At 71.4% G+C, this 18,509-nt stretch carries 12 protein-coding genes; 6 read left to right on the top strand and 6 right to left on the bottom strand.

All coding sequences use genetic code 11. From position 1 onward, the window contains the following. Positions 1–16: 16 nt before the first annotated feature. Together A6A08_RS15285 and A6A08_RS15280 are read left to right on the top strand one after the other, a co-directional pair. Entirely contained in the window at positions 17–1,057 is a 1,041-nt protein-coding gene (locus A6A08_RS15285; protein ID WP_242422643.1) for a class I mannose-6-phosphate isomerase, read from the top strand. Positions 1,058–1,663: 606 nt separating this feature from the next. After that, on the top strand, positions 1,664–2,254 hold the full coding sequence (locus tag A6A08_RS15280; protein WP_073703266.1) for a DUF6199 family natural product biosynthesis protein: 591 nt from the start codon (positions 1,664–1,666) through the stop codon (positions 2,252–2,254). On the opposite strand, the gene A6A08_RS15275 is transcribed toward A6A08_RS15280, so the two are convergent. Both A6A08_RS15275 and A6A08_RS15270 read right to left on the bottom strand, forming a co-directional pair. Further along, a complete protein-coding gene (locus A6A08_RS15275; protein WP_143181771.1) occupies positions 2,251–4,080 on the bottom strand; it encodes a hypothetical protein in 1,830 nt (609 codons plus the stop codon). The genes A6A08_RS15280 and A6A08_RS15275 overlap by 4 nt on opposite strands. Positions 4,081–4,579: 499 nt before the next feature. Then, entirely contained in the window at positions 4,580–6,148 is a 1,569-nt protein-coding gene (locus tag A6A08_RS15270; protein WP_073703264.1) for an MFS transporter, read from the bottom strand. A 108-nt stretch (positions 6,149–6,256) separates the two neighbouring features. Here A6A08_RS15270 and A6A08_RS15265 point away from each other — a divergent pair, with 108 nt between their 5' ends. Beyond that, complete coding sequence (locus A6A08_RS15265; RefSeq protein WP_073703263.1) at positions 6,257–9,067, top strand: BTAD domain-containing putative transcriptional regulator; 2,811 nt, start codon at positions 6,257–6,259, stop codon at positions 9,065–9,067. Between the two features lie 261 nt (positions 9,068–9,328). Here the strand turns inward: A6A08_RS15265 and A6A08_RS15260 are convergent, their stop codons facing one another. Continuing rightward, positions 9,329–10,489, bottom strand: coding sequence for an AAA family ATPase (locus A6A08_RS15260; protein WP_073703262.1), 1,161 nt, complete (start codon positions 10,487–10,489; stop codon positions 9,329–9,331). Next, positions 10,473–11,258 carry an RNA ligase family protein gene (locus A6A08_RS15255; RefSeq protein ID WP_073703261.1) on the bottom strand — a complete coding sequence of 262 codons (786 nt, stop codon included), beginning with the start codon at positions 11,256–11,258 and terminating at the stop codon, positions 10,473–10,475. The genes A6A08_RS15260 and A6A08_RS15255 overlap by 17 nt, the downstream gene beginning before the upstream one ends. Positions 11,259–11,783: 525 nt before the next feature. On the opposite strand from A6A08_RS15255, the gene A6A08_RS15250 reads away from it, so the two are divergent. After that, positions 11,784–14,153 (top strand): hypothetical protein, encoded by a 2,370-nt coding sequence (locus A6A08_RS15250; RefSeq protein ID WP_073703260.1) that lies wholly within the window; start codon positions 11,784–11,786, stop codon positions 14,151–14,153. Positions 14,154–14,247: 94 nt separating this feature from the next. Here A6A08_RS15250 and A6A08_RS15245 read toward each other — a convergent pair whose 3' ends face one another. Beyond that, positions 14,248–15,624 carry a PQQ-binding-like beta-propeller repeat protein gene (locus A6A08_RS15245; RefSeq protein WP_073703259.1) on the bottom strand — a complete coding sequence of 459 codons (1,377 nt, stop codon included), beginning with the start codon at positions 15,622–15,624 and terminating at the stop codon, positions 14,248–14,250. A gap of 808 nt (positions 15,625–16,432) precedes the next feature. Here A6A08_RS15245 and A6A08_RS15240 point away from each other — a divergent pair. After that, entirely contained in the window at positions 16,433–17,587 is a 1,155-nt protein-coding gene (locus A6A08_RS15240; protein WP_242422640.1) for an MFS transporter, read from the top strand. Between the two features lie 251 nt (positions 17,588–17,838). Here A6A08_RS15240 and A6A08_RS15235 read toward each other — a convergent pair whose 3' ends face one another. Further along, positions 17,839–18,039, bottom strand: coding sequence for a hypothetical protein (locus A6A08_RS15235; protein WP_073703257.1), 201 nt, complete (start codon positions 18,037–18,039; stop codon positions 17,839–17,841). 134 nt (positions 18,040–18,173) lie between these two features. On the opposite strand from A6A08_RS15235, the gene A6A08_RS15230 reads away from it, so the two are divergent. Beyond that, on the top strand, positions 18,174–18,368 hold the full coding sequence (locus tag A6A08_RS15230) for a hypothetical protein (protein ID WP_378697929.1): 195 nt from the start codon (positions 18,174–18,176) through the stop codon (positions 18,366–18,368). The last annotated feature ends 141 nt before the right edge of the window (positions 18,369–18,509 follow it).

Genomic DNA, 18,509 nt, shown 5'->3' with positions numbered 1-18,509 from the left:
CTGGTGTCCGCTGCGGGTGAGCGCTCCGTCCCGGCAGCTGGTGTTCGGCGGCCACTCCATCGCTCGCCACCTGGGCAAGGAAGGACTGCCCGACTGGGCCATCGGGGAGACCTGGGAGGTCAGCGACGTCAGCGGCAACGGCAGCACGGTACTCGACGGCCCCCTGGCCGGCCGGTCGCTGCGCGAACTCGTCACGGAACACCCGGAGGAGTTGATGGGTGAGGGGTGGTCCGGGGAGTGCTTTCCGGTACTGACCAAGTTCATCGACGCCTCCGGGACGCTGCCGGTGCATCTGCACGCCGACGACGCCACCGCCCAGCGCCTGGAGGGCCAGGCCAACGGCAAGACCGAGGCCTGGCACATCCTCGACGCGTCTCCCGGGGCCACCGCCCTGTGCGGGCTCAGGCACGGGGTGACGCAGGAGGGCCTCCACCAGGCGCTGCTCGACCAGGACTTCGACGCCGTGCTGCGCCGGTTGCCGGTGCGGCCGGGGGAGACGATCTACGTCCCGGGCGGCACGCTGCACAGCTTCGGCCCCCGAACCCTGGTCTACGAGATCGAGCAGACCTCCGACATCCAACAGCACGCGATGCGCTGGGACATGGAGGACGGCTCGCCGGTTCCGGACGAGCAGTGGCACGCGAACCTGGAGGCGTTGCTGGCCGAGGTCCGGCTGGAGTCCAGGCCGAACTTCCACGCCGGACTGAGGGTCGGGGTCGGCGACGGTGTGGAGCGGGTGTTCTGCTGCGCCGGACCGTACTTCGCGCTCGAGCGCTGGCACGCGGGCACCGCCGAACCCCTGCGCCACTCGTTCGCCACCGCGCAGGTACTCACCAACGTCGGGGCTCCCGTCCAGGTGCGCTCCGGGACCTGGAGGGGGGAGATGGGCCGGGCCCAGACCCTGCTGCTGCCGGCCGCGGTGGGCGAGGTGGAGATCACGGGCCCGGCCGATGTGCTGTTCGGCTACCTGCCCGACCTGGCCCGCGACGTGGTCACCCCGCTGGCCGCCGCCGGCTACCCTCCCGAGGTCATCGCCACCCTCGGCGAAGTCCGGTGAACCGGAGAACGCGCCGTTTCTCCGCGGGGCCGGGGTCATCGCGAGAGCGGCGCGGGCCCGTCATCCGCGCCGACAGTGTTCACGTCCCCATCGGCCCTGGCGACGCCCTCCGCCGGGAGGATGACGACGTGATCCAGGACTGGATCTCGCTGAGAGGCCCCCTGGGTGACCGCGAGGTAGTGGACAGCGCGGGTGAGCCGGTCGCCCGGTGTGAGGCCGGCACCTGTCCCTGACCGCCGCGAGCGCCTCAGCTCTGGGAAAGGATCCCCGTGGGAAGCCACGCGAAGCTGGTACGTGTCATCGGGGCCAACGCGTGGACACGTGCTTGGGCCCGACGGACCCCGGGGTCCGCACGGCTGACACGCCGCGGCCCGGAACCCCCACCGAGGGTTCCGGTCCGCGGCGTGTCCGAGGGCCGCTACCGGATCGGAGCGCCGGGCACCAGACCACCGGGCAGCGTCCTCACGGGGACCGCGGTCGCCTCTGGTACCCGCGGGCAAGGCCGGACACAGCCGTACCCATACGATCTGCGTGTGACCGGGGAACCGCCGGACGTCAGCGCCCCTCCAACCCCAGACCCCCGTACCTGCCCGGAAAGGATCACGTGTGACCGCCCTGCACGTGTTGTTGTTCGTGACGGTCATCGGAGCCGTCGTGGTGCTGATCTACCCCCAGGTGGCCTGGCAGCTGCGGGCCTGGCAGTACCGCGACCCCGAGGCCAACCACCCTTCCGAGGCCTGGTTCGCCATGCAACGGGTCGGCGCCGCGGTGCTGATCGTGGTCTGCCTCGTGGTGTGGGCGCAGGTGTGGCAGCCCGCCCCCTCACCGGCCTCTGAGGATCGGGCCGAGGCTTCCGCGACCGAGGAGGCCGAACCCTCACCGGCATTCTCACCGGAGGAACACACGCTCACCACCACGTTGACCATCCAGGGCCGCATCCACGGCTACACCGCCACCGACGACGGCCTGGTGGTCTACGTCGACACCGGCCACTGCACCATGGACCCCTCCGTGCGTGCCACCGAGGACACGGACACCGTCAGCCTGCTGGTGCGGATCGAGAAGCGGCCGCAGGCGTGCGGCCACGAGCCCGACACCCCCGTGGAGCGGGTCGTCAAGCTGGAGGAGCCGCTGGGCGAGCGCCGTGTCCTGGACAGCGAGGGCTCGACCGTGCGCCACTGTCAGCAGGGGTGTTAGGGGACCAGGCCGCGCAGGGGTATGGAATCGCTCGTGACCTCCAGGTAGGACACCACCGCTCCGGGAACGGCCAGGGCCTGGTGTCCGACCTCGTCCAGCAAGCCATGGGTGAGGTCAGGCAGTCGCTCGTCACCGAAGCCGACCAGGACCCGGTCGTCCTCGTCCGCACCGGCCTCCAAGGGCAGAACCGCAAGCGCGCGGTCCTGGCGGTCGGCGGTGTCGTGGAGGATCCGAGGCACAGCCAGTGCCGCGCCCAGGACAGTGGCTCCCTCCATGTCCCACCACAGGTCCCACTCGATCCGCGTGCGCTGGACCACCTCGCCCGAGGCGTCAGTGTGCAGGATCCAGCCGGACTCCTCGTCCCTCTGGTCGCGCATCACCACCGCTCCCCCGGTGTCGATCGCCAGGGTGTGGTCCTTGGCCCCCTCAGGCGTCTCGGGAGCGGCCTGGACGGACTCGCCGTCGGACAGGGCGAAGGTGCCGCCCGGGGTCAGGGCCACCGGCGCGCCCCCGTGGGACTCACGCACGGTTCCGACACCGGGCACGGCGACGTGGGGAAGGTCGTCGGGCGTCCACTCGTGGCGCCACACCTGCTCTCCGGTGGTGGCGTCCAGCGCGATCACGCTCTCCACCGCGCCGGCGGGCACGTCCATGTCCGCGAGGGCGGCGCTCAGGTTGTACTCCACCTCCGGGTCCTCCAGGCACAGACGGGCCACCAGGACCCGGTCGCCGTAGCCGCGGACGCCGCCGTCGTTCCCCCACAGGCACAGGTGTCCGTCAGGTGTGTCCAGCGCGAACTCCCACAGGCGTTCGGTGGAGTCCGTGGCATGGGCGACCACCAGGGGCTGTCCGCCCTCATAGACGAGGAAGACGCGCACGTTGGGGGCGAGGTAGTGGATATTCGCCAGCTCTTCCTCGCCCTCCTGTGCCAGTTCGGGCATGGGCGCGTCGTGGATCACCTCGCCGGTCGCGGCGTCCAGTACGACCATCGCCCGGGTCTCCGGTTCGGGCTGGGCCTCGGCGATGTGCAGCAGGTAGGCGTAGCGGTCCTGGCCCGCGAACACTCCGGTCTCCACCTGCCGCGCGTAGGGCAGCCGGTAGGTCCACAGCTCCTCGCCGGTGGTCCCGTCCAGGGCCACGAGTCCGTCGGCGTAGCGCACGATCGGTCCGTGCGATCCCCGTTCCACGTCCAGTACGGGGTGCTCGGGCTGCCAGGTCCATCCCACTCGGCTGACGGTGGTGGGGACCGGGGCGGGTTCACCCGCGGCTTCGGCCACGGTGTGCTCGACCAGGAGGAACCGGGTGAGGATAGGGGTCAGCGCCCAGACCAGGGCCACCGCCAGCGTCCCCGCCACAAGGCCGGCCAGTACCCGCTTCCACCGGTGCAGCGGCAGGACGGCGGCCAGGCACAGCACCAGCGCCATGCCCAGAGTGACGAGGCAGACCCCGATCCACAGCCCGGTCACCGACTCGGGGAACATCCGGTAGTTCTCGTTGTCGACAGTCAGGACCAGGTGCCGGGTGGGGAAGGTCGCCCACACCAGCACCAGCCCCGCCAGGGCGATTGCCGCGCGCCCCAGCACTCCGGCCAGGGACGAGTGCGCCGCGATGTGGGCGGGGTCGCGGGTGGCGGTCAGGGACACGAAACTGAGCACCGCGACCGCCATGAGCAGTGTCGCTCCCACCAGGACCGACAGGTTCTGCCCGGGTGCCGCGTGCTCGGAGAAACCGAAGACCCGGGGAGTGGTGAGGGCCAGGGCACCCACGAGTATTGCGACCCCGCTCCAGCCGAGCACGTCCCTGAGCCGTCCGCCCATCGATCCCACGTCCCGTCCGTTCCCGTCCCGCCGTCGGCGATGGAAGTCTAGGGACCCGGTCCCGACATGTCCGCGGCGGGTGGACAGGGCAGGTGGCTCGCCCACATCGTTGCCACCGCGGCAGGGCGCGGTTGTAGCGCTTGCGCGGTTCACATGGCGGAGACGGTCGACAGCGGCGGGGAATCCCCTCACCGTCGGAGTCCACGATCTGGCGGTCCCCAGAGGCTCACCCAATGCCACGACTCCGCTGCGCGGGTCGTCCTCGCTTTCCCCTTCGTCCTTCTCCGGCCCCCGGTCGCAGAAGGCCTCGCCGGTGGTGAGGAGGGCGGTGATGCGCACGGTCTCGACCGTCCCAGAAGCGTGGGGGGACACCGATTCCGCGCTGATGCTGGAGGGGCAGCCGTCGATACGAGCGTGGACTTGGAGCGACTCGCCGCCGGACAGACGGTCGCCGACCTTCGGGGACGCCGGCCGCAGACCGTGGAACGGTCCCCGAAACCTCCCGCACTCACCGCGCGGGGTCGGCGGCGGGCCGGTCCACCGTCCCGGGGCCGCCTCCCGGGCCAGCGGTTCCCTCGGCGCCGATGTGCCGTAGCATCACCGCGGTCACCACCGCCAGGACGAGGATGACCACGGCCCCCGCCCACCCCGCGGTGTTCAGCCCCGCGATGAAGGCCTCCTTCGCCTGGTCCAGCACCTGTACGGGGATCTCCCCGGCGACGGAGGCGGCCCCGGACAGGCTGTTCTCCACGATCCGGGCCGTGTCGTCCGGGACGCCGGCGGGCATCTCCGCCCGGATCCTGCTGCCGTAGACGGCGGCGGACAGGCTTCCCACCAAAGCGATGCCGGCCGCCAGGCCGAGCTCCTGGACGGTCTCCGACATGGCCGAGGCCGATCCGGCCTTCTCGGGCGGCGCGGCGCCGACGACCAGGTCGGTGCCCAGTGCCGCGATCGCTCCGAGCCCCAGGTAGACCAGGGAGAAGGACGCGACCACCAGAAGCAGTCCGGTGGACGGCCCCACCAGGCCCATCAGGCAATAGCCTGCGGAGGACAGCGCCAGCACCCCCGCCACCACGTACCCCGGGCGGATCCACCGGGTCAGGAGCGGTGCCAGGATCGACGAGAGCATCATCATCAGCGCGGGCGGTCCGTACCACAGGCCGGCCGCCAGGGGAGAAAGCCCCTCGACCAGTTGCAGGTACTGCGTGGTCAAGAACATGGTCCCGCCGACGCCCACCAGGCCGACGAGCATCACCGCCAGGGCGACGCTGAAGGCGCGGTCGCCGAACAGGGCCACGTCGAGCAGCGGGTCGTCGAGGGCGAGCTGGCGACGCACGAACACGGCTGAGAAGACCGCGCCGATCACCACGGCAACGAGTACGCTCGCGCTCGGTCCCTCCTTGGCGAACTCCTTGACCGCGTAGACGACCGGGAGGATGGCGACCAAGGACAGAACCGCGCTGAGCAGATCGAAGCGGCCGCTCTGCGGGGCGCGGTACTCGGGCAGCAGGAACGGGGCCAGGGCGAGCATCACCCCGATCACCGGGACCGCGAGGAGGAACGCGGCGCCCCACCAGAAGTGGTGCAGCAGCACACCTCCGACCAGCGGGCCGGCCGCCATGCCGCCGGCGAAGAACGTGGCCCACAGGCCGATCGCGAGCGCGCGCTGCCGCGTGTCGTGAAACATGTTGCTGATCAGCGCGAGCGTGGAGGGCATGAGCGTGGCACCGGCCACGCCCAGCGCGGCTCGGGAGGCGATGAGCGTCTCGGGCGTCGGCGAGTAGGCGGCCGCAAGCGATGCGACCACGAAAGCGGTGCCGCCGATCATCAGAAGGCGACGGCGCCCGATCCGGTCTCCGAGCGTTCCCATGGTGATGAGGAATCCGGCGATCAGGAACCCGTAGGAGTCCACGATCCACAGCTCCTGGGTGCCGCTGGGCCGAAGGTCCACGGCGAGCGAGGGCAGCGCCAGGTGCAAAACGGTGAGGTCCAGACCCAGAAGGATGGTCGGTAGGGCGAGAACGGCCAGGCCCGCCCATGCCGCCGGGCCTGCCCTGCCACTGCTGGATCGGGTCATGCCACGGCTCCTTTCGTCGTCGAGGTGGCTCCAGCATCGGAAGCACCGCGCACGGCGTGCGCACGGAACACGCACGGAAACCCGGGCCCCGGCTCGTATGCTGGGGACATGCGTTTTGGGGTGCTCGGCTCACTGGTCGTGTGGAATTCCAGCGGCGGGCAGGTCCCGGTCACCGAAGCGAAGATCCGGGCGCTCCTGGCAGACCTGCTGGTGCACCAGGGACGTCCTGTATCCGCAGACCAGCTCGTCGAGGACCTGTGGGAAGGGCGTCCACTCGGTCGTCCGCTGAACACCCTGCAGACCAAGGTCTCCCAGCTCCGGAGGATTCTCGGCGCCGACCGTGTCCTTCGCTCCCCGGCCGGTTACCGACTCCTCGTCGAGGAGGACGAACTCGACTCGGTACGGTTCGGACGGGCCCTCGCGGAAGCGGACCGACTCGGTGACCCCGGCGCCCGGGGGCGGCTGCTCACCGACGCGCTGGAGCTCTGGAGGGGCCCGGCCTTCGCGGACTTCGCCGACGCCGCGTTCGCCCGGGCCGAGGCAGCCCGCCTGGACGAGCTACGGGTTGGCGCGGCAGAGCGGCTGGCCGAGGCGCGTATCGAGACCGGTGAGGGTGCCGGGATGGTCGCCGAACTGCGGGAACTGGTCGGGAAACACCCGCTGCGGGAACGGCTGCGTGGCCTGTACATGCTGGCCCTGTTCAAGGCCGGGAGGCAGGGGGAGGCCCTGAAGACCTTTCACGACCTGCGCGGCAGACTCCATGACGAACTCGGGGTCGATCCCGATCCGGCGGTCAGCGGTCTCCACACCTCGATTCTGCGCCAAGAACCCGAACCGGCCTCGCTTCCACGTGTCCCGATCCGCCCACGAAGCAACCTGCCCAGCCCGCACACGGCACTGATAGGCCGAGAGAGCGAGAGCTCGCACGTTCGCGGGGCGCTCTCAGCCCCTCACAGTGGCCGCCTGATCACACTGACCGGCCCTGGCGGGGTCGGCAAAACCCGCTTGGCGATCGACGTCGCGCGGTCCCTGACCGGGGACTTCCGCGACGGGGTGTGGATCGTCGAACTGGCTGGGATGGGCCGCCGCTCGTCGGCCGCCGATCTCGCCGAGCGCGTCATCGCGACGCTGGGACTGTGCGAGGGGGCGGCGGACTCCGACGCGTTCGATCTGGTGGACTGGCTCCGTGGGGCTCTGGACGGCCAGCGGACGCTCATCGTCCTGGACAACTGCGAGCATGTGGTGGCGCAGGTCGCCGACCTGGCCGGCGCGCTGTTGGCCGCCGGCGGGGTGCACATCATGGTGACCACGCAGGAGGCACTCGACGTTCCCGGGGAAACCGTCTTTCCGCTGACTCCGTTGACGTTGCCCGAATCCGTCGGTGCCCCGGACGAGATGCTCGACTCCTCCAGCGCGGTGCGGCTCTTCGTTGAACGTGCCCGGGCCGCGTCTGCGGGTTTCGCGCTGACCGAGGAGAACGCCCCGGCCGTCGCCGCGATCTGCCGTCGGCTGGACGGTGTCCCTCTCGCCCTCGAGCTCGTGGCCGCCCGGTTGCGCGCGCTCACGCCCGAGCAGATCGCCGCCGGTCTGGACGACCGCTTCGCGCTGCCGACTGGACCGGGCCGCGGTCGGCCCACCCGGCAGCAGACACTGCGGGCGATGATCGACTGGAGCTGGCAGCTGCTGACCGAGGGGGAGCGCACGGTCCTGCGCCGCCTGGCGGTGAACAGGGACGGGTGCACTCTGGCCGGGGCACGAGCCGTGTGCGCCGACGGACACGATGTGCTCGACGTGCTCTCCCGGCTGGTCGACCGGTCGCTCGTGGTACGCGAGGGGAAGCGGTACCGGTTGCTGGAGTCGGTTTCCGCTTACTGTGCCGAGCAGCTGGCAGCTGCCGGTGAGCTGGGGGAGGCCAGACGCAGGTTCATCGCCTTCCACGTCCGGGACGCCGAGCTCGCCGACCCGCTCCTGCGGGGCGCCCGGCAGCGTGAGGCCCTCGAGTTGCTGGACGCCGAGACGGTCAACATGCGCCAGGCGCTGGAGATGGCTGTGCGCGAAGCGGACGCCGATTCGGCACTACGGCTGGTCAACGCGCTGGCGTGGTACTGGCGGCTGCGCAACCGGGTGAGCGAAGCACGGCGCTCCTTCGAGGCCGCGCTGGGAATCCCGGGCGGCTCGCCGATCGCACGGAGCGTCGCTGAGAGCTGGCTCGCGGCCTTTGAGGGGCGCTGGCACCGAGCGGGTGAGGCCGGTCCGGAGGTGGCGTTCCGGCTGCTCTGGTTCGCGGGGGCGTCCCTCTACCGCTGTGGTGACCGTGAAACAGGGCGCGGCCTTGTCGAGGAGGCGCTGGACGGTGCCAGGGCGGTCGGTGACCGCTGGGTGGAGGCCGCCGCACTGGCAGAGCGCGCCGGGCACCGTCTCGACGCCGGCGACGTGTCCGCCTCGCGTGGGGACGCGGAGCGCAGTGCCGCCATCTTCCTCGACCTGGCGGACCGCTGGGGGCGATTGCGGGCGAACGCCTCCCTGGCCCGGGCCGCTGAGGCCGTCCCCGACCACCCCGGTGTCACCGCTTCGATGGAGGAGGATCTGCGGGCCGCCGAGGAACTCGGGCTGTGGGTTGATGCGATCGAGACACTGTTCCGCCTCGGCCGCCTCGCGGCAGCGCGCGGCGCGCAGACCCGGGCACGCTGCTTCTACGAGCGTGCGCGTCAGGTTGCTGCGGAACGCTCCTACGGTTCCGGGGCGGCGGAGGCCGACGCCTGGCTGGGAGGGGGAGAGCCCGTTCCGCGGTGGAGCGTCGGCGGGGTCTGGTCGGACGTCTGCCTCCCCGGCGAAGGCCCCGACACCGCCGGGCCGCCTCCGCGGGAGGAGCGGGACCCGGACGGCCCGAGCGTTCTCCTTCCCGGCCCTGACCGCTGAGGCACCGCTTGTCGGTGCCGGGTCCCTTCGGCGCGAACGGGGAACCACGTGGCACCGAATCTCGGGGCGTGGCCCGGCCGGATTCGACGTACGGACTCCGCCCCGCTGGGCTGCGCCCCGTCGGCGGGGCACGGCCTGGCGCACAACCACCCGGGAACCCGCCGGAACACCCCGGTTCGGCCAGCCGCGCCCCACACAGCGACAAACGGTTCCTGTCCAGGAAGAAGTCCAGGTCTAGGGCCCATGAGCAGACGAGCCGGCCTAGCCGGTGACCCGCCGGACCAGCAGGTGCGCCTCGGTCGGGTCCGGGCACTCCCAGCGCCGGACGAGGCGCTCCACGGCGGCGGCCGGGACCGGCGACCGCCGCTGGTCCAGGCGGTTCCGCAGCACCCGGGGCGGGGCCTCGACGGAGACGATCTCCACACGTGCCCGGTAGGCGGCCGCCAGGTCCACGCACCGGTCGCGCAGCGAACGCGAGACGTTGGTGGCGTTCCACACGAAGGACCGTCCCGCGCGCAGGTGCTCGCGGGCGCGCTCGTGGGCGGCCGCCGCCACCGGCCGCTGGTCGCCGGTCGGACGCACCCCCAGTTCGGCGCGCAGAGTGTCCAGGCCCACCACCGGCACACCCGGGCGGTTGCGCCCGATCCAGGTGTCCTTGCCCGCTCCCGGCAGCCCCGACATGACGGTCACCGTCAGCCGGGTGTCGTCGTGGGCGGCGTAGTCCGGGTCGCGGTCCGGCTTGCGGAAGAACCAGAACCGGGCGTGCTCGGAGGGGAAGTCGCGCGGCCGGTCCAGGCACCGCTGCTCGGCGCAGTACTCGCCGTACAGGCCGATGTTGTCCAGCACCTCGGAGGTGTCGCCGCAGCGGCGGCCGAGGATGTCGGCGGTGGCCAGCAGCACCAGGTCGTCGTTGCGCGCCAGCAGGCTCATCCGGAACGCGATACGGCGCAGGTCCGGCCGCTCCAGCGCCCAGAAGGGCACCTGGTGGTGGCGGACCAGGGCCGCCACGTGCTCGCGCCACTCCACCGCGTCCGGGCAGGACCCCCGCGCCCGGGAGCCGGCCGTACCGGAGGACTCCCACAGCAGGCGCCGCGCCATCAGGTCGCCCCGCCGCGAATGGCCGTGCGCGGTGACCCGGCCGTCCCCGTCCCGGCGGGTGCACAGCGGTTTGGCGACGTCGTGCAGCAGCACGGCCGCGAACAGCCTCACCCGCTCGGCCGTCGGCCGGGCGCGCCAGGCGGGCAGGCCGGCCAGCGCCTCGCACGCCATCCGGGTGTGCGTCTCCACGTCCCCCTCGGCGTGGTGGACCGGGTCCTGCTCCACCCCGGACAGATCGCGCACCCACGGAAGGGCCTCACGTACCCGGGCCCAGTCCAGGTCCCAGTGCGGCGGGGCCGGGCACAGTTCATCGAACACCCGCATAGAGCACCTCCGGTTCGACCAGTCCGTTCGCGATCACCGGCCGGTCCAGCCAGTGCGTCCCCGAGTCCAGCACGGCGGTGGTGAACCCGGCGCGCACCCACTTGAACCTGTCCACGGTGCGGTCGCCCTCCTCGACCTTGACGTACAGGCCCTCCATGTGGTCGGAGCCGTCGCTCTCGGCCAGTGCCCGGCCGGGATCGGCGCCGCACGCCCGCGCCGCCTCGGCCAGGGAGCTGCGCCAGCCGGGGGTACGGCAGGTGGAGGGGCCCACCAGGCGGGTCAGATCCTCCGGCCGTGCCAGGGGTCCGGAGTGCAGCACGGGTACCGGCACCACCGGTGTGCCCTCCAGCAGCTCCCGGCGGCGCGGCGTGGACAGGAACACGTCATGGCGGGTGTCCAGTACGTCGAACTCGCAGAAGTAATGGGGGAGCGCGTCGTAGAACACGGTGTGCTTGGCGTACAGCCACTCCCCGTAGAGCACGTACCGCTCGCCCAGGCGCGGCCACAGCAGCGGTGCCACGGTCGCGGCCCAGGCCTTGAAGGGGGCGAACTGCCGCTCGCGGGGGCCGCCCGTCAGGTAGTGCCCCCGGCTCTGCAGGCGCGGCTCGCCGCCGGGGCCGAAGCTGATTCCGGCGTTGGCGCCGTCGAGCTTCTCCTCCACGACCAGGTGCCGCCCCGCCAGCTCGCCGAAGGGGGCGGCGGACAGGTCGTGGTCGCCCGGTTGGAGGCGCGAGCCCCGGATGTGCCGGGTGCGGGGGTACTTGCGCATGTACGGTTCCTACCGGTTCAGCCTCGTGCGCGGCCACCGGTTTTCGTGCCGTGGAGAGGCCGCGCGAAGGGCCGCACCTTCCACGAGCCGGTCCTTCCGCGGGGGAGGAGCGGCCCCGTTCAGGCCATGCCCGACGGTGGTCTGCTGTGGATCCCGTGGTCGCTGTCCGGTGCGGTGCACGATGTCGGATCCGCCCGCGTGTGGAGAATCGCTGAGCGCGTCATCGCCACCAGGCCGGTGGCGGTGGTCGGCAACGGCCTGCGGGCGGTCATGATCCGGATGCACGGGCTCGTCGGTGTCCGCGATCGCTGTCAGGCTCGTCCGTGCGCCGGTCCGGGGCACGGGAGTGGACATGGGCGTGCTTCTCCACCATCTCGGCACCGTCGCGGCCTCCACCGCGGCCCGGGCCTCTCGCCCGGCCGACAGGGCGCGCCAGGACGGACGGCAAGGGCCCGCCCCGGGCGCCGAGCGCAGTTCTCGCGGCCAGTAGTCTGCCGTCGCACACGTGACGGAAACGAGGTACCGATGGACAGCCCGGACGGCGAAGGCACGGCGGTGGAGGCGCAGCACGGTCCACACGAGGACGACTCCGCGGAGGAGAGCGCCGCAGCACCCCCGGCCGACCTGTTCCTGCACAAGGAGCTGGGACCCCTGCTCGGCCGGGTGCTCGTAACCTACGCGCGACGTTTGTGGGCCCTGCTCGTGGTGGCGGCCCTGCCCGCGGTCCCGGTCACACTGTTGAGCCAGGCCCTGGTGGTGGCGCCCGCCCGCGACGGCGCCTACCTCAACGGTGTGCTGGAGTCCGCCGCCAACCCGCTGGCTCCCGCCCTCGTGGTCGCCACCGGGGTCGTCGCGCTGCTCGGACTGGCGGTCGCGCCGTTCGCCCTGGGCGGCTCCGTGCTACTGGGAACCGCCGCCCTGCTGGGGCGCCGGATCTCCCCGCGCCAGGCCTGGCAGGGGGCACGGCGGCGCTACTTCACCGTCCTGACCTGGCTCCTGCTGCTGCTCGTCTTGGTAGCGAGCTCCCTGGCGCTCTACCTCTGGGCCGTGGCCTCGGACTGGCCGCCGGTGGTGACCGAGCTCCTGGTCCTGGGGCCGCTGATGGCCGTGTTGGTCCCGTTGACGGTGTCGCTGCCCCTGGGCCTGGTGGAGGGACACGGCCCCTTCCGAGCCCTGCTGGAAGCCTGCCGTTTGGCGCGACACCGGTTCATCATCCACCTGACCCTCGTCAGCCTCTCCTACGGGGTGTCGGTGCTGGCCGGAACGGGCCTGGAATGGGCTCTGCCGCGATGGACGGACCTTGCGGACGGCAGCTCGGCGCTGTCGGCCATCACCCTGCTGACCAGCCTGGTGGTGGCCCCGTTGTCGCTGCTCCTGGGGTGCGCCCCCGTGGCCTACTGCGACTTCGAGAGTCCCTACACCGCACCAGGTCAGGACCGCGCACCGGGCGGCCTGGCCAGCTCCACGCCCGGAGGGGCGCGATACGTGGTCCAGCCGACCGTGCGTGATGTGGACCTGGTTCGAGCCGGAGAGCACCTGCCCGCGCCCGCGGCCTCCGTTTCCGGGCGCTCCTCCGACTCGGCCTTCACCGGGCCCCGGCTGGTCCTGGTTCCCGCCCTGGCCCTGGTCGTGTTCGGCCCCCCGCTGCTGGGCCCCGGCCTGCTGGCAGCCAACCCCTTCGGGTTGCCGGAGATGGACGCCCACCCGGTCGCCAGCATCAACAGCGACGAACTCTCGGTGAGCCTGGAGCCGACCGGGGAGGGGGCACTGGTCGGTGCCGCGACCAGCTACGTGAACCTGGAAGTGTGCGCCCCCCAGTGCCGTGTCGTGGCCGAGGGCGAGCGGAGCTGGATGGGCGACGGCGTGCGCATCGTGGACGGCGGCGCCCTGTGGACCGTCTGGCGCGAGTACGAGCACGAGGACGCGGAAGAGGAGGCGAACCGCTACGCCCCGCATCCGGACTCGGGGCTCTACCTGCTCTCCTGCGCCGACATCGCGGACTGTGAGACCCCCGACCAGGAGACCCTGGTCCGCCCGTACCCGGAAAACCAGCACCACGTCGCCTCCGCGGTCACCCCACTGGCCGACGGGCGCCTGCTGGTGGCCTCCTCCGTCAAGCGCTACGACCCGCCGGAGCTCGGCGTGAGCCTTGAGCAGGACCGGGGCGGGCTGCGCCTGCACCTGTGCGAGGACACCTCCTGCGCCGACCCTAAGGTGGTCCTGTTCCCCCCGGAGATGGCCGCCGGCGGCTTCCTCACCGACGGTGAGTTCCTGGCCCCGGCCGCCTACCCAGGGGGCGGGTACGCGATCGCTGTGACCGACACCGCCCGCGGATCGCTGTCCCTGGTGGCCTGCGCTGAGCGGGCGTGCACGGATCCGGAGACCACCCAGATCCACGGGGACCGGTTCTACAGTGAGCACGACAGCCGGTTGCGGAGCCGGTTCGGAGCCCGGGTGGAGTTGCGCTCCGACGGCACCCCGGTCCTGGCCTACCGTGACCCCCAGGGCGGCCGGGCCCACCTGGTGGACTGCCACGACGCGCTGTGCTCGGAGTTCACCGACACCGCCGTCACCGGACCCGGCTGGGCGCGCCCGGTGCCGGGGCTGGCCGTGGACTCCCGGGACCGGGCCCATCTGCTCACCCCCGATTTCGCCCAGGAGCGGCTGGTGCTGCTGTCCTGCCTGGACCGCAGCTGCTCGCAGGCCTCCTCGGCCCCGCTGCTGGAGCTGACGGAGGCGGAGCCGGGCCTGACCGCCCTGGTCCTGGACGATCAGGACCGTCCGCACATGCTGTGGGGGCAGGGGGAGTTCGTCCCCGGCTACACCGGGGGCGAACTGGAGGCCGAGGCGCAGTACTTGCGCTGCCTTGAGCCCCTGTGTGGGGCCGGGCGGTGACGACCCCGCCACCACCCCGACCGGGGCGCATCACCGCCCCTGAGCAACGCGGCCCCGCATCCTTCCGGATGTGGGGGCCGCACCCGTCCCCGGATCAGTAGTCCACCGCGAACAGGCGAGGTTCGGCGCACGTGGTGGCGCCCGTGGGCGCGTCCATCGCCGGCGGGCGCAGCCCGTCCGGGGCGCAGCCGGCGTAGACGCCCACGACCCCGCCGTCCGGCCCGGGGTAGGCGGTCAGGTGCTCGGCCCCCGCGGCCAGCCCTTCCAGCGGGCCGACGTCCACACCGGGACCGGTGGGCCGGATCGGAAGCAGGTCGTACTCCTGCTGGTTCAGCGACGCCGCCTCCCCTTCCTCCAGGGCGTGGCGCTCGGCGCCGAACTCGACCAGCAGCTCGGCGTCGTCGATCCCACCGTCTTCGGCGAGGACCTGACCGGTGCGGGCGTCCAGGGCCCGGTAGCCGTCCTCGTCGTGGACGAACACCCGGGGGTCCTGCCCTGCGGAGACCGAGACGATCTCTCCGGGTGCTGTGTGGGTCCACAGCACTTCCCCGTCGGCGGGGTCGACGGCGGTGATCCGGTCCTCCTCGCAGTTCTCCTCCTCTTCGGAGGCGCAGCCGGGTGTGTCGAACAGGAGCGGACCTTCGGGGACGGCCCGCAGTTCACTGTCCAGCCCGGCTCGGTCGGGGATGTCGAACTCCGCGGCCTGCTCCCCGTCCACGACCGCCCTGACGTGGGCGGGCCCCTCCTGGGGGGAGTACTCCAGGTACAGGGTCTCGCCGGCCACCGCGTGAGAGCTCGCGGAAGCCAGACGCGCGGACCATGCGACCTGGCCGGTGGCCGCCTCGACCAGGAAGTACCGGGGATCGTCCTCGCTGTCCAAGGGCAGTGGCTCCCGAAGGGCCAGGTGTGTGTCGTCGGAGGCCAGGACGCCCGTGTGCGCGAGGTCCTCGGGCAGTTCCGTCTCCAGTACCTGAGCCCCGTTCCGGTCCGCCTTCAGCAGGCGAAGTACGTTCGACTCGACTTGGGCCTCGACGGGGAGTACCGCCAGGGTCGACCCGACCCACCGGACCCCCACCACGTCGGCGCCCACGGACTCGGTCCACAGTGTCGCGGCGGTAGCGGTGTCCAGCGCGACGATCGTGTCAGCCGTGTGCAGGTAGAGGACCCCGTCGGCCTCCAGCGCTCCGGGGCCGGGGTACCTGTAGTCCAACCAGTGCCTGGCGGGCCGGAGCAACGGCCCGCTGTCCTTGAACCGCTCCAGGTAGAAGTCGCCCTCCAGGGGCCGGGACCAGCGCACCGACCCCGCTTGTGCGCAGTCGCCGATCTCCTCGCAGACGACGACGGCGTCGGGACTGATCACCGATGGCTCGGGAGGCTCGGGGGCGTCCTCCTCGCCCCGCGCCGAGCAGCCGGAGAGGGCGAGGACGCAGGCGAGGGCGAGCACCGGGAAGGGGCGGGAAGGGGAACGCATGCGCCGCATCGTAGCGGGACGGAGCGCCCCGTCCCGCGGGCGCCCTTGAGGACGGCATGCGGTAGTGCTCAGCTCGGCTCCCGACCGCCATAGGTCCGCATGCACTGTCATGTCGCCGATCGCGGATCCACCGTGAACGACGCCCCCTGGCGGATGGGCGTCCGCGCCCTTGGGCGCGTTCGTGCGGGTGGTCCGGCGTGACCTGCCGACGAAGGCCCCGGCGCCGCCGGGTCGCCTCCGCGGGAGGAGCGGGACCCGGACGGCCCGCGCGTTCTCCTTCCCGGCCCTGGCCGCTGAGGCACCGCTTGTCGGTGCCGGGCCCCCTCGGCGCGAACGAGGAACCACGTGGCACCGAATCCGTCCGAAGGGGTGGCCGTCGATACCGGGGGTGGGCGAGGATGAACACCGCCGAACAGACGTGGACGGCCACAACGGGAAGACGGTGCGACGCCAGAAGGAGCGCGCGTCCCGTTGAACCCGACAGCGGCACACAACGAGCCGCACCGTCGTCTGGAGGACGCCCACGAGGCGGACCGTTCGCCCAAAGCCCGACCCGCCACCCGTGCCCCGCTCGCCCTTCCCTGTCCGGACGGCCCTCCCGCTCGCCCGTGGACCTGGGGCGAGTCGGGAGGAAGGTGAGGGAAGGCGCGATCGAATACGGGCTCTGCTGACGGCGGACCGGTCAACGCCGGTGACCATTGGGAACCACGACGGGCGGGGACGGCACACCTAGAAAGAAGGCGGCATGCCCAGGTCTGTTGACGCGCGGAAGTCAACGCATCCACCGCGTCGTACCGTTTTCATTTTGATGACGGCGATGTCGGTGCTGCCGGTGACTGTTTATCTGCCGGCGCTGCCGAACATCGCAGGCGCGCTCGGAACGAGTTTCGCCCTGGTCAATCTCTCGATTGCGGTGTATGCGATCGCCACCGCCCTGACCGAAGCCGTGTCCGGCGCCCTGTCGGATCGTTACGGGCGCCGCCCGGTCGTGCTGGTGTCCGTTTCGGTGTTTATTGTCGCGTCCATCGGATGTGCGCTGGCGCCCGGTATCGAGGTGTTCCTCGTGTGCCGCACGTTCCAGGCGGCGATCGCCGCGTGCTTCTCGGCCGCGATGGTCGTCATCAAGGAAACGTCGAGCGGGCATGAGGCGGTAAGGAAGATCGGCTTCGCGAGCATGGGGTGGGCGCTTGCCCCCATGCTCGGGCCCACGTTGGGCGGGGTTCTGGACGAGCTGTTCGGATGGCGTTCGATCTTCGTCGTTCTCGCGGTCCTCGGCGGAGTGGTCCTCGTTGTGTCAATGCGACAGCTGGAGGAGACATCTCTCCGCCCGGGAGATTCGAAGGAGAGCTTTCCTTCCTCGTTGCGGCGGGTACTGGGTTCGTCCCGCTTCTGGGCCTACACTCTCTGCATGGCTTTCTCGATGGGGACGCTTTATGTGTTCCTGGGAGGAGCTCCCCTGGTCATGAGCGGTCACTTCGGAGGATCAAGTGTCGCGCTGGGACTGTACATGGCCATGGTTCCGGGCGGGTTCGTCCTGGGCGGATACCTGTCAGGAATCCTTGCCTCCCGAGTGTTCAGGAGCCGCATCCTCGTCTATGCGCGCATCTTGACATGCTCGGGGCTGCTGGCCGGTTTGATCCTCGCGACACTGCATGGCATCCACCCTCTCGCATTCTTTGCTGCTTGTATGTTCATCGGCATAGGCAACGGCTTGACCATGCCTGTCGCCAATATGGGGGTGATGTCCGGGCGCGACGGTCTTGCGGGAACCGCGGCAGGCCTGTCCGCCGCGATGTCGATCGGGGGTGGCGCATTGATGTCCTCCGCCGCGGGCTCTTCTCTTGGCGCTGGCAGTTCACCGCACCACCTGCTGGCTCTGCTGCTGGCGTCGGCATCACTCGCACTGTCGGCGGCACTCCTCGCCGCCCTGGTCGACCGCCAGCCCCGTGCGTGCCCGGACTGAACTCGTGGTGTACGCGACCCCGTGGCGGTTCCTGACCGACGCGGTACGGCGTCAGCAGGCCGTGCTGTCGACCCTGGGCTCTTCCACACACGCCGAGACGACTCCGGTATGGCCGTCTCAAGTACCGGATGCCCGCCGCGCTTCGCCAGGACGGTGGCCGGGTCCTTCCGTGAGCTGGACGAAGACCATGATGGCTGTGCCGTCGTGAGCGGTCGCCGCTTCCACCAGGCCCTTGGCCGACTTGCATCGACTCATACGTCCCAGGGGACGGCTGCGAGGATCCGGCCTCGGTGGAAGCGCTGGAAGGCGGCGTCCAGCCTCATGTCGGGATGATTGATGACGGGTACGTAGGTCCGCCGGGTCACCCCGCGCAGACCCGCCACCGTGGCGGAGTCGGGCAGCCGCGCGCCGACGCGGGCCAGGACGGGATCAGCTGATGCGCGGGCCGTCACGAGGTCGATGACCTCGGCCTCCGGTGGGTCCTGCCCCCGCCTCCAGTCATGCTCGGGGTCGCCGCGACGCGGAAGAAGAGCTGCGCAGACGCCTTCCCGACCTGCCGACGGAGGTCCGCGCGGAGCGCCAGGACATGGCCAGCCAGCTCATCGTGTACATGATCGCCGAGCGGGAGCGCGCCCTGGCCGAGGGAGGCCGCACCCCCAGGGACTCCTGGGGCCGGGCCGCCGCCGGGCTGACCGACGCCCTCACCGGCCTCTGGCTCGCCCCGGTCACCGAGCCCTCGGTACGGGTCGGGCGGGCAGCCATGCGCTCCGAGAACCCCTGAGTCCTTGCGCGAGGTGCGTTGACGCAGGGATGCTCGCATCCCAGCCGTACGGACCACAGAGGCCGGGTACAGCGCCTCGCGCTCGTGGACGAACAGGTTGCCGATGTGGGTCGTCGTCGATGGCGGCGAAGCCCCGACACC

The sequence above is a fragment of the Nocardiopsis sp. TSRI0078 genome (assembly GCF_001905145.1).
In the GTDB taxonomy this organism is placed as follows: Bacteria; Actinomycetota; Actinomycetes; order Streptosporangiales; family Streptosporangiaceae; genus Nocardiopsis.
Note: the sequence above shows the minus strand (reverse complement) of the source record. Positions and strands in the feature narration are given on the sequence as shown.

Excerpts from the sequence above, each read along its gene's own strand:
- A6A08_RS15270 (WP_073703264.1), bottom strand. The coding sequence starts at position 6,148 with ATGACCCGATCCAGCAGTGGCAGGGCAGGCCCGGCGGCATGGGCGGGC.
- A6A08_RS15265 (WP_073703263.1), top strand. The coding sequence starts at position 6,257 with ATGCGTTTTGGGGTGCTCGGCTCACTGGTCGTGTGGAATTCCAGCGGC.
- A6A08_RS15260 (WP_073703262.1), bottom strand. The coding sequence starts at position 10,489 with ATGCGGGTGTTCGATGAACTGTGCCCGGCCCCGCCGCACTGGGACCTG.
- A6A08_RS15255 (WP_073703261.1), bottom strand. The coding sequence starts at position 11,258 with ATGCGCAAGTACCCCCGCACCCGGCACATCCGGGGCTCGCGCCTCCAA.
- A6A08_RS15250 (WP_073703260.1), top strand. The coding sequence starts at position 11,784 with ATGGACAGCCCGGACGGCGAAGGCACGGCGGTGGAGGCGCAGCACGGT.
- A6A08_RS15245 (WP_073703259.1), bottom strand. The coding sequence starts at position 15,624 with ATGCGTTCCCCTTCCCGCCCCTTCCCGGTGCTCGCCCTCGCCTGCGTC.
- A6A08_RS15240 (WP_242422640.1), top strand. The coding sequence starts at position 16,433 with ATGACGGCGATGTCGGTGCTGCCGGTGACTGTTTATCTGCCGGCGCTG.
- A6A08_RS15230 (WP_378697929.1), top strand. The coding sequence starts at position 18,174 with ATGGCCAGCCAGCTCATCGTGTACATGATCGCCGAGCGGGAGCGCGCC.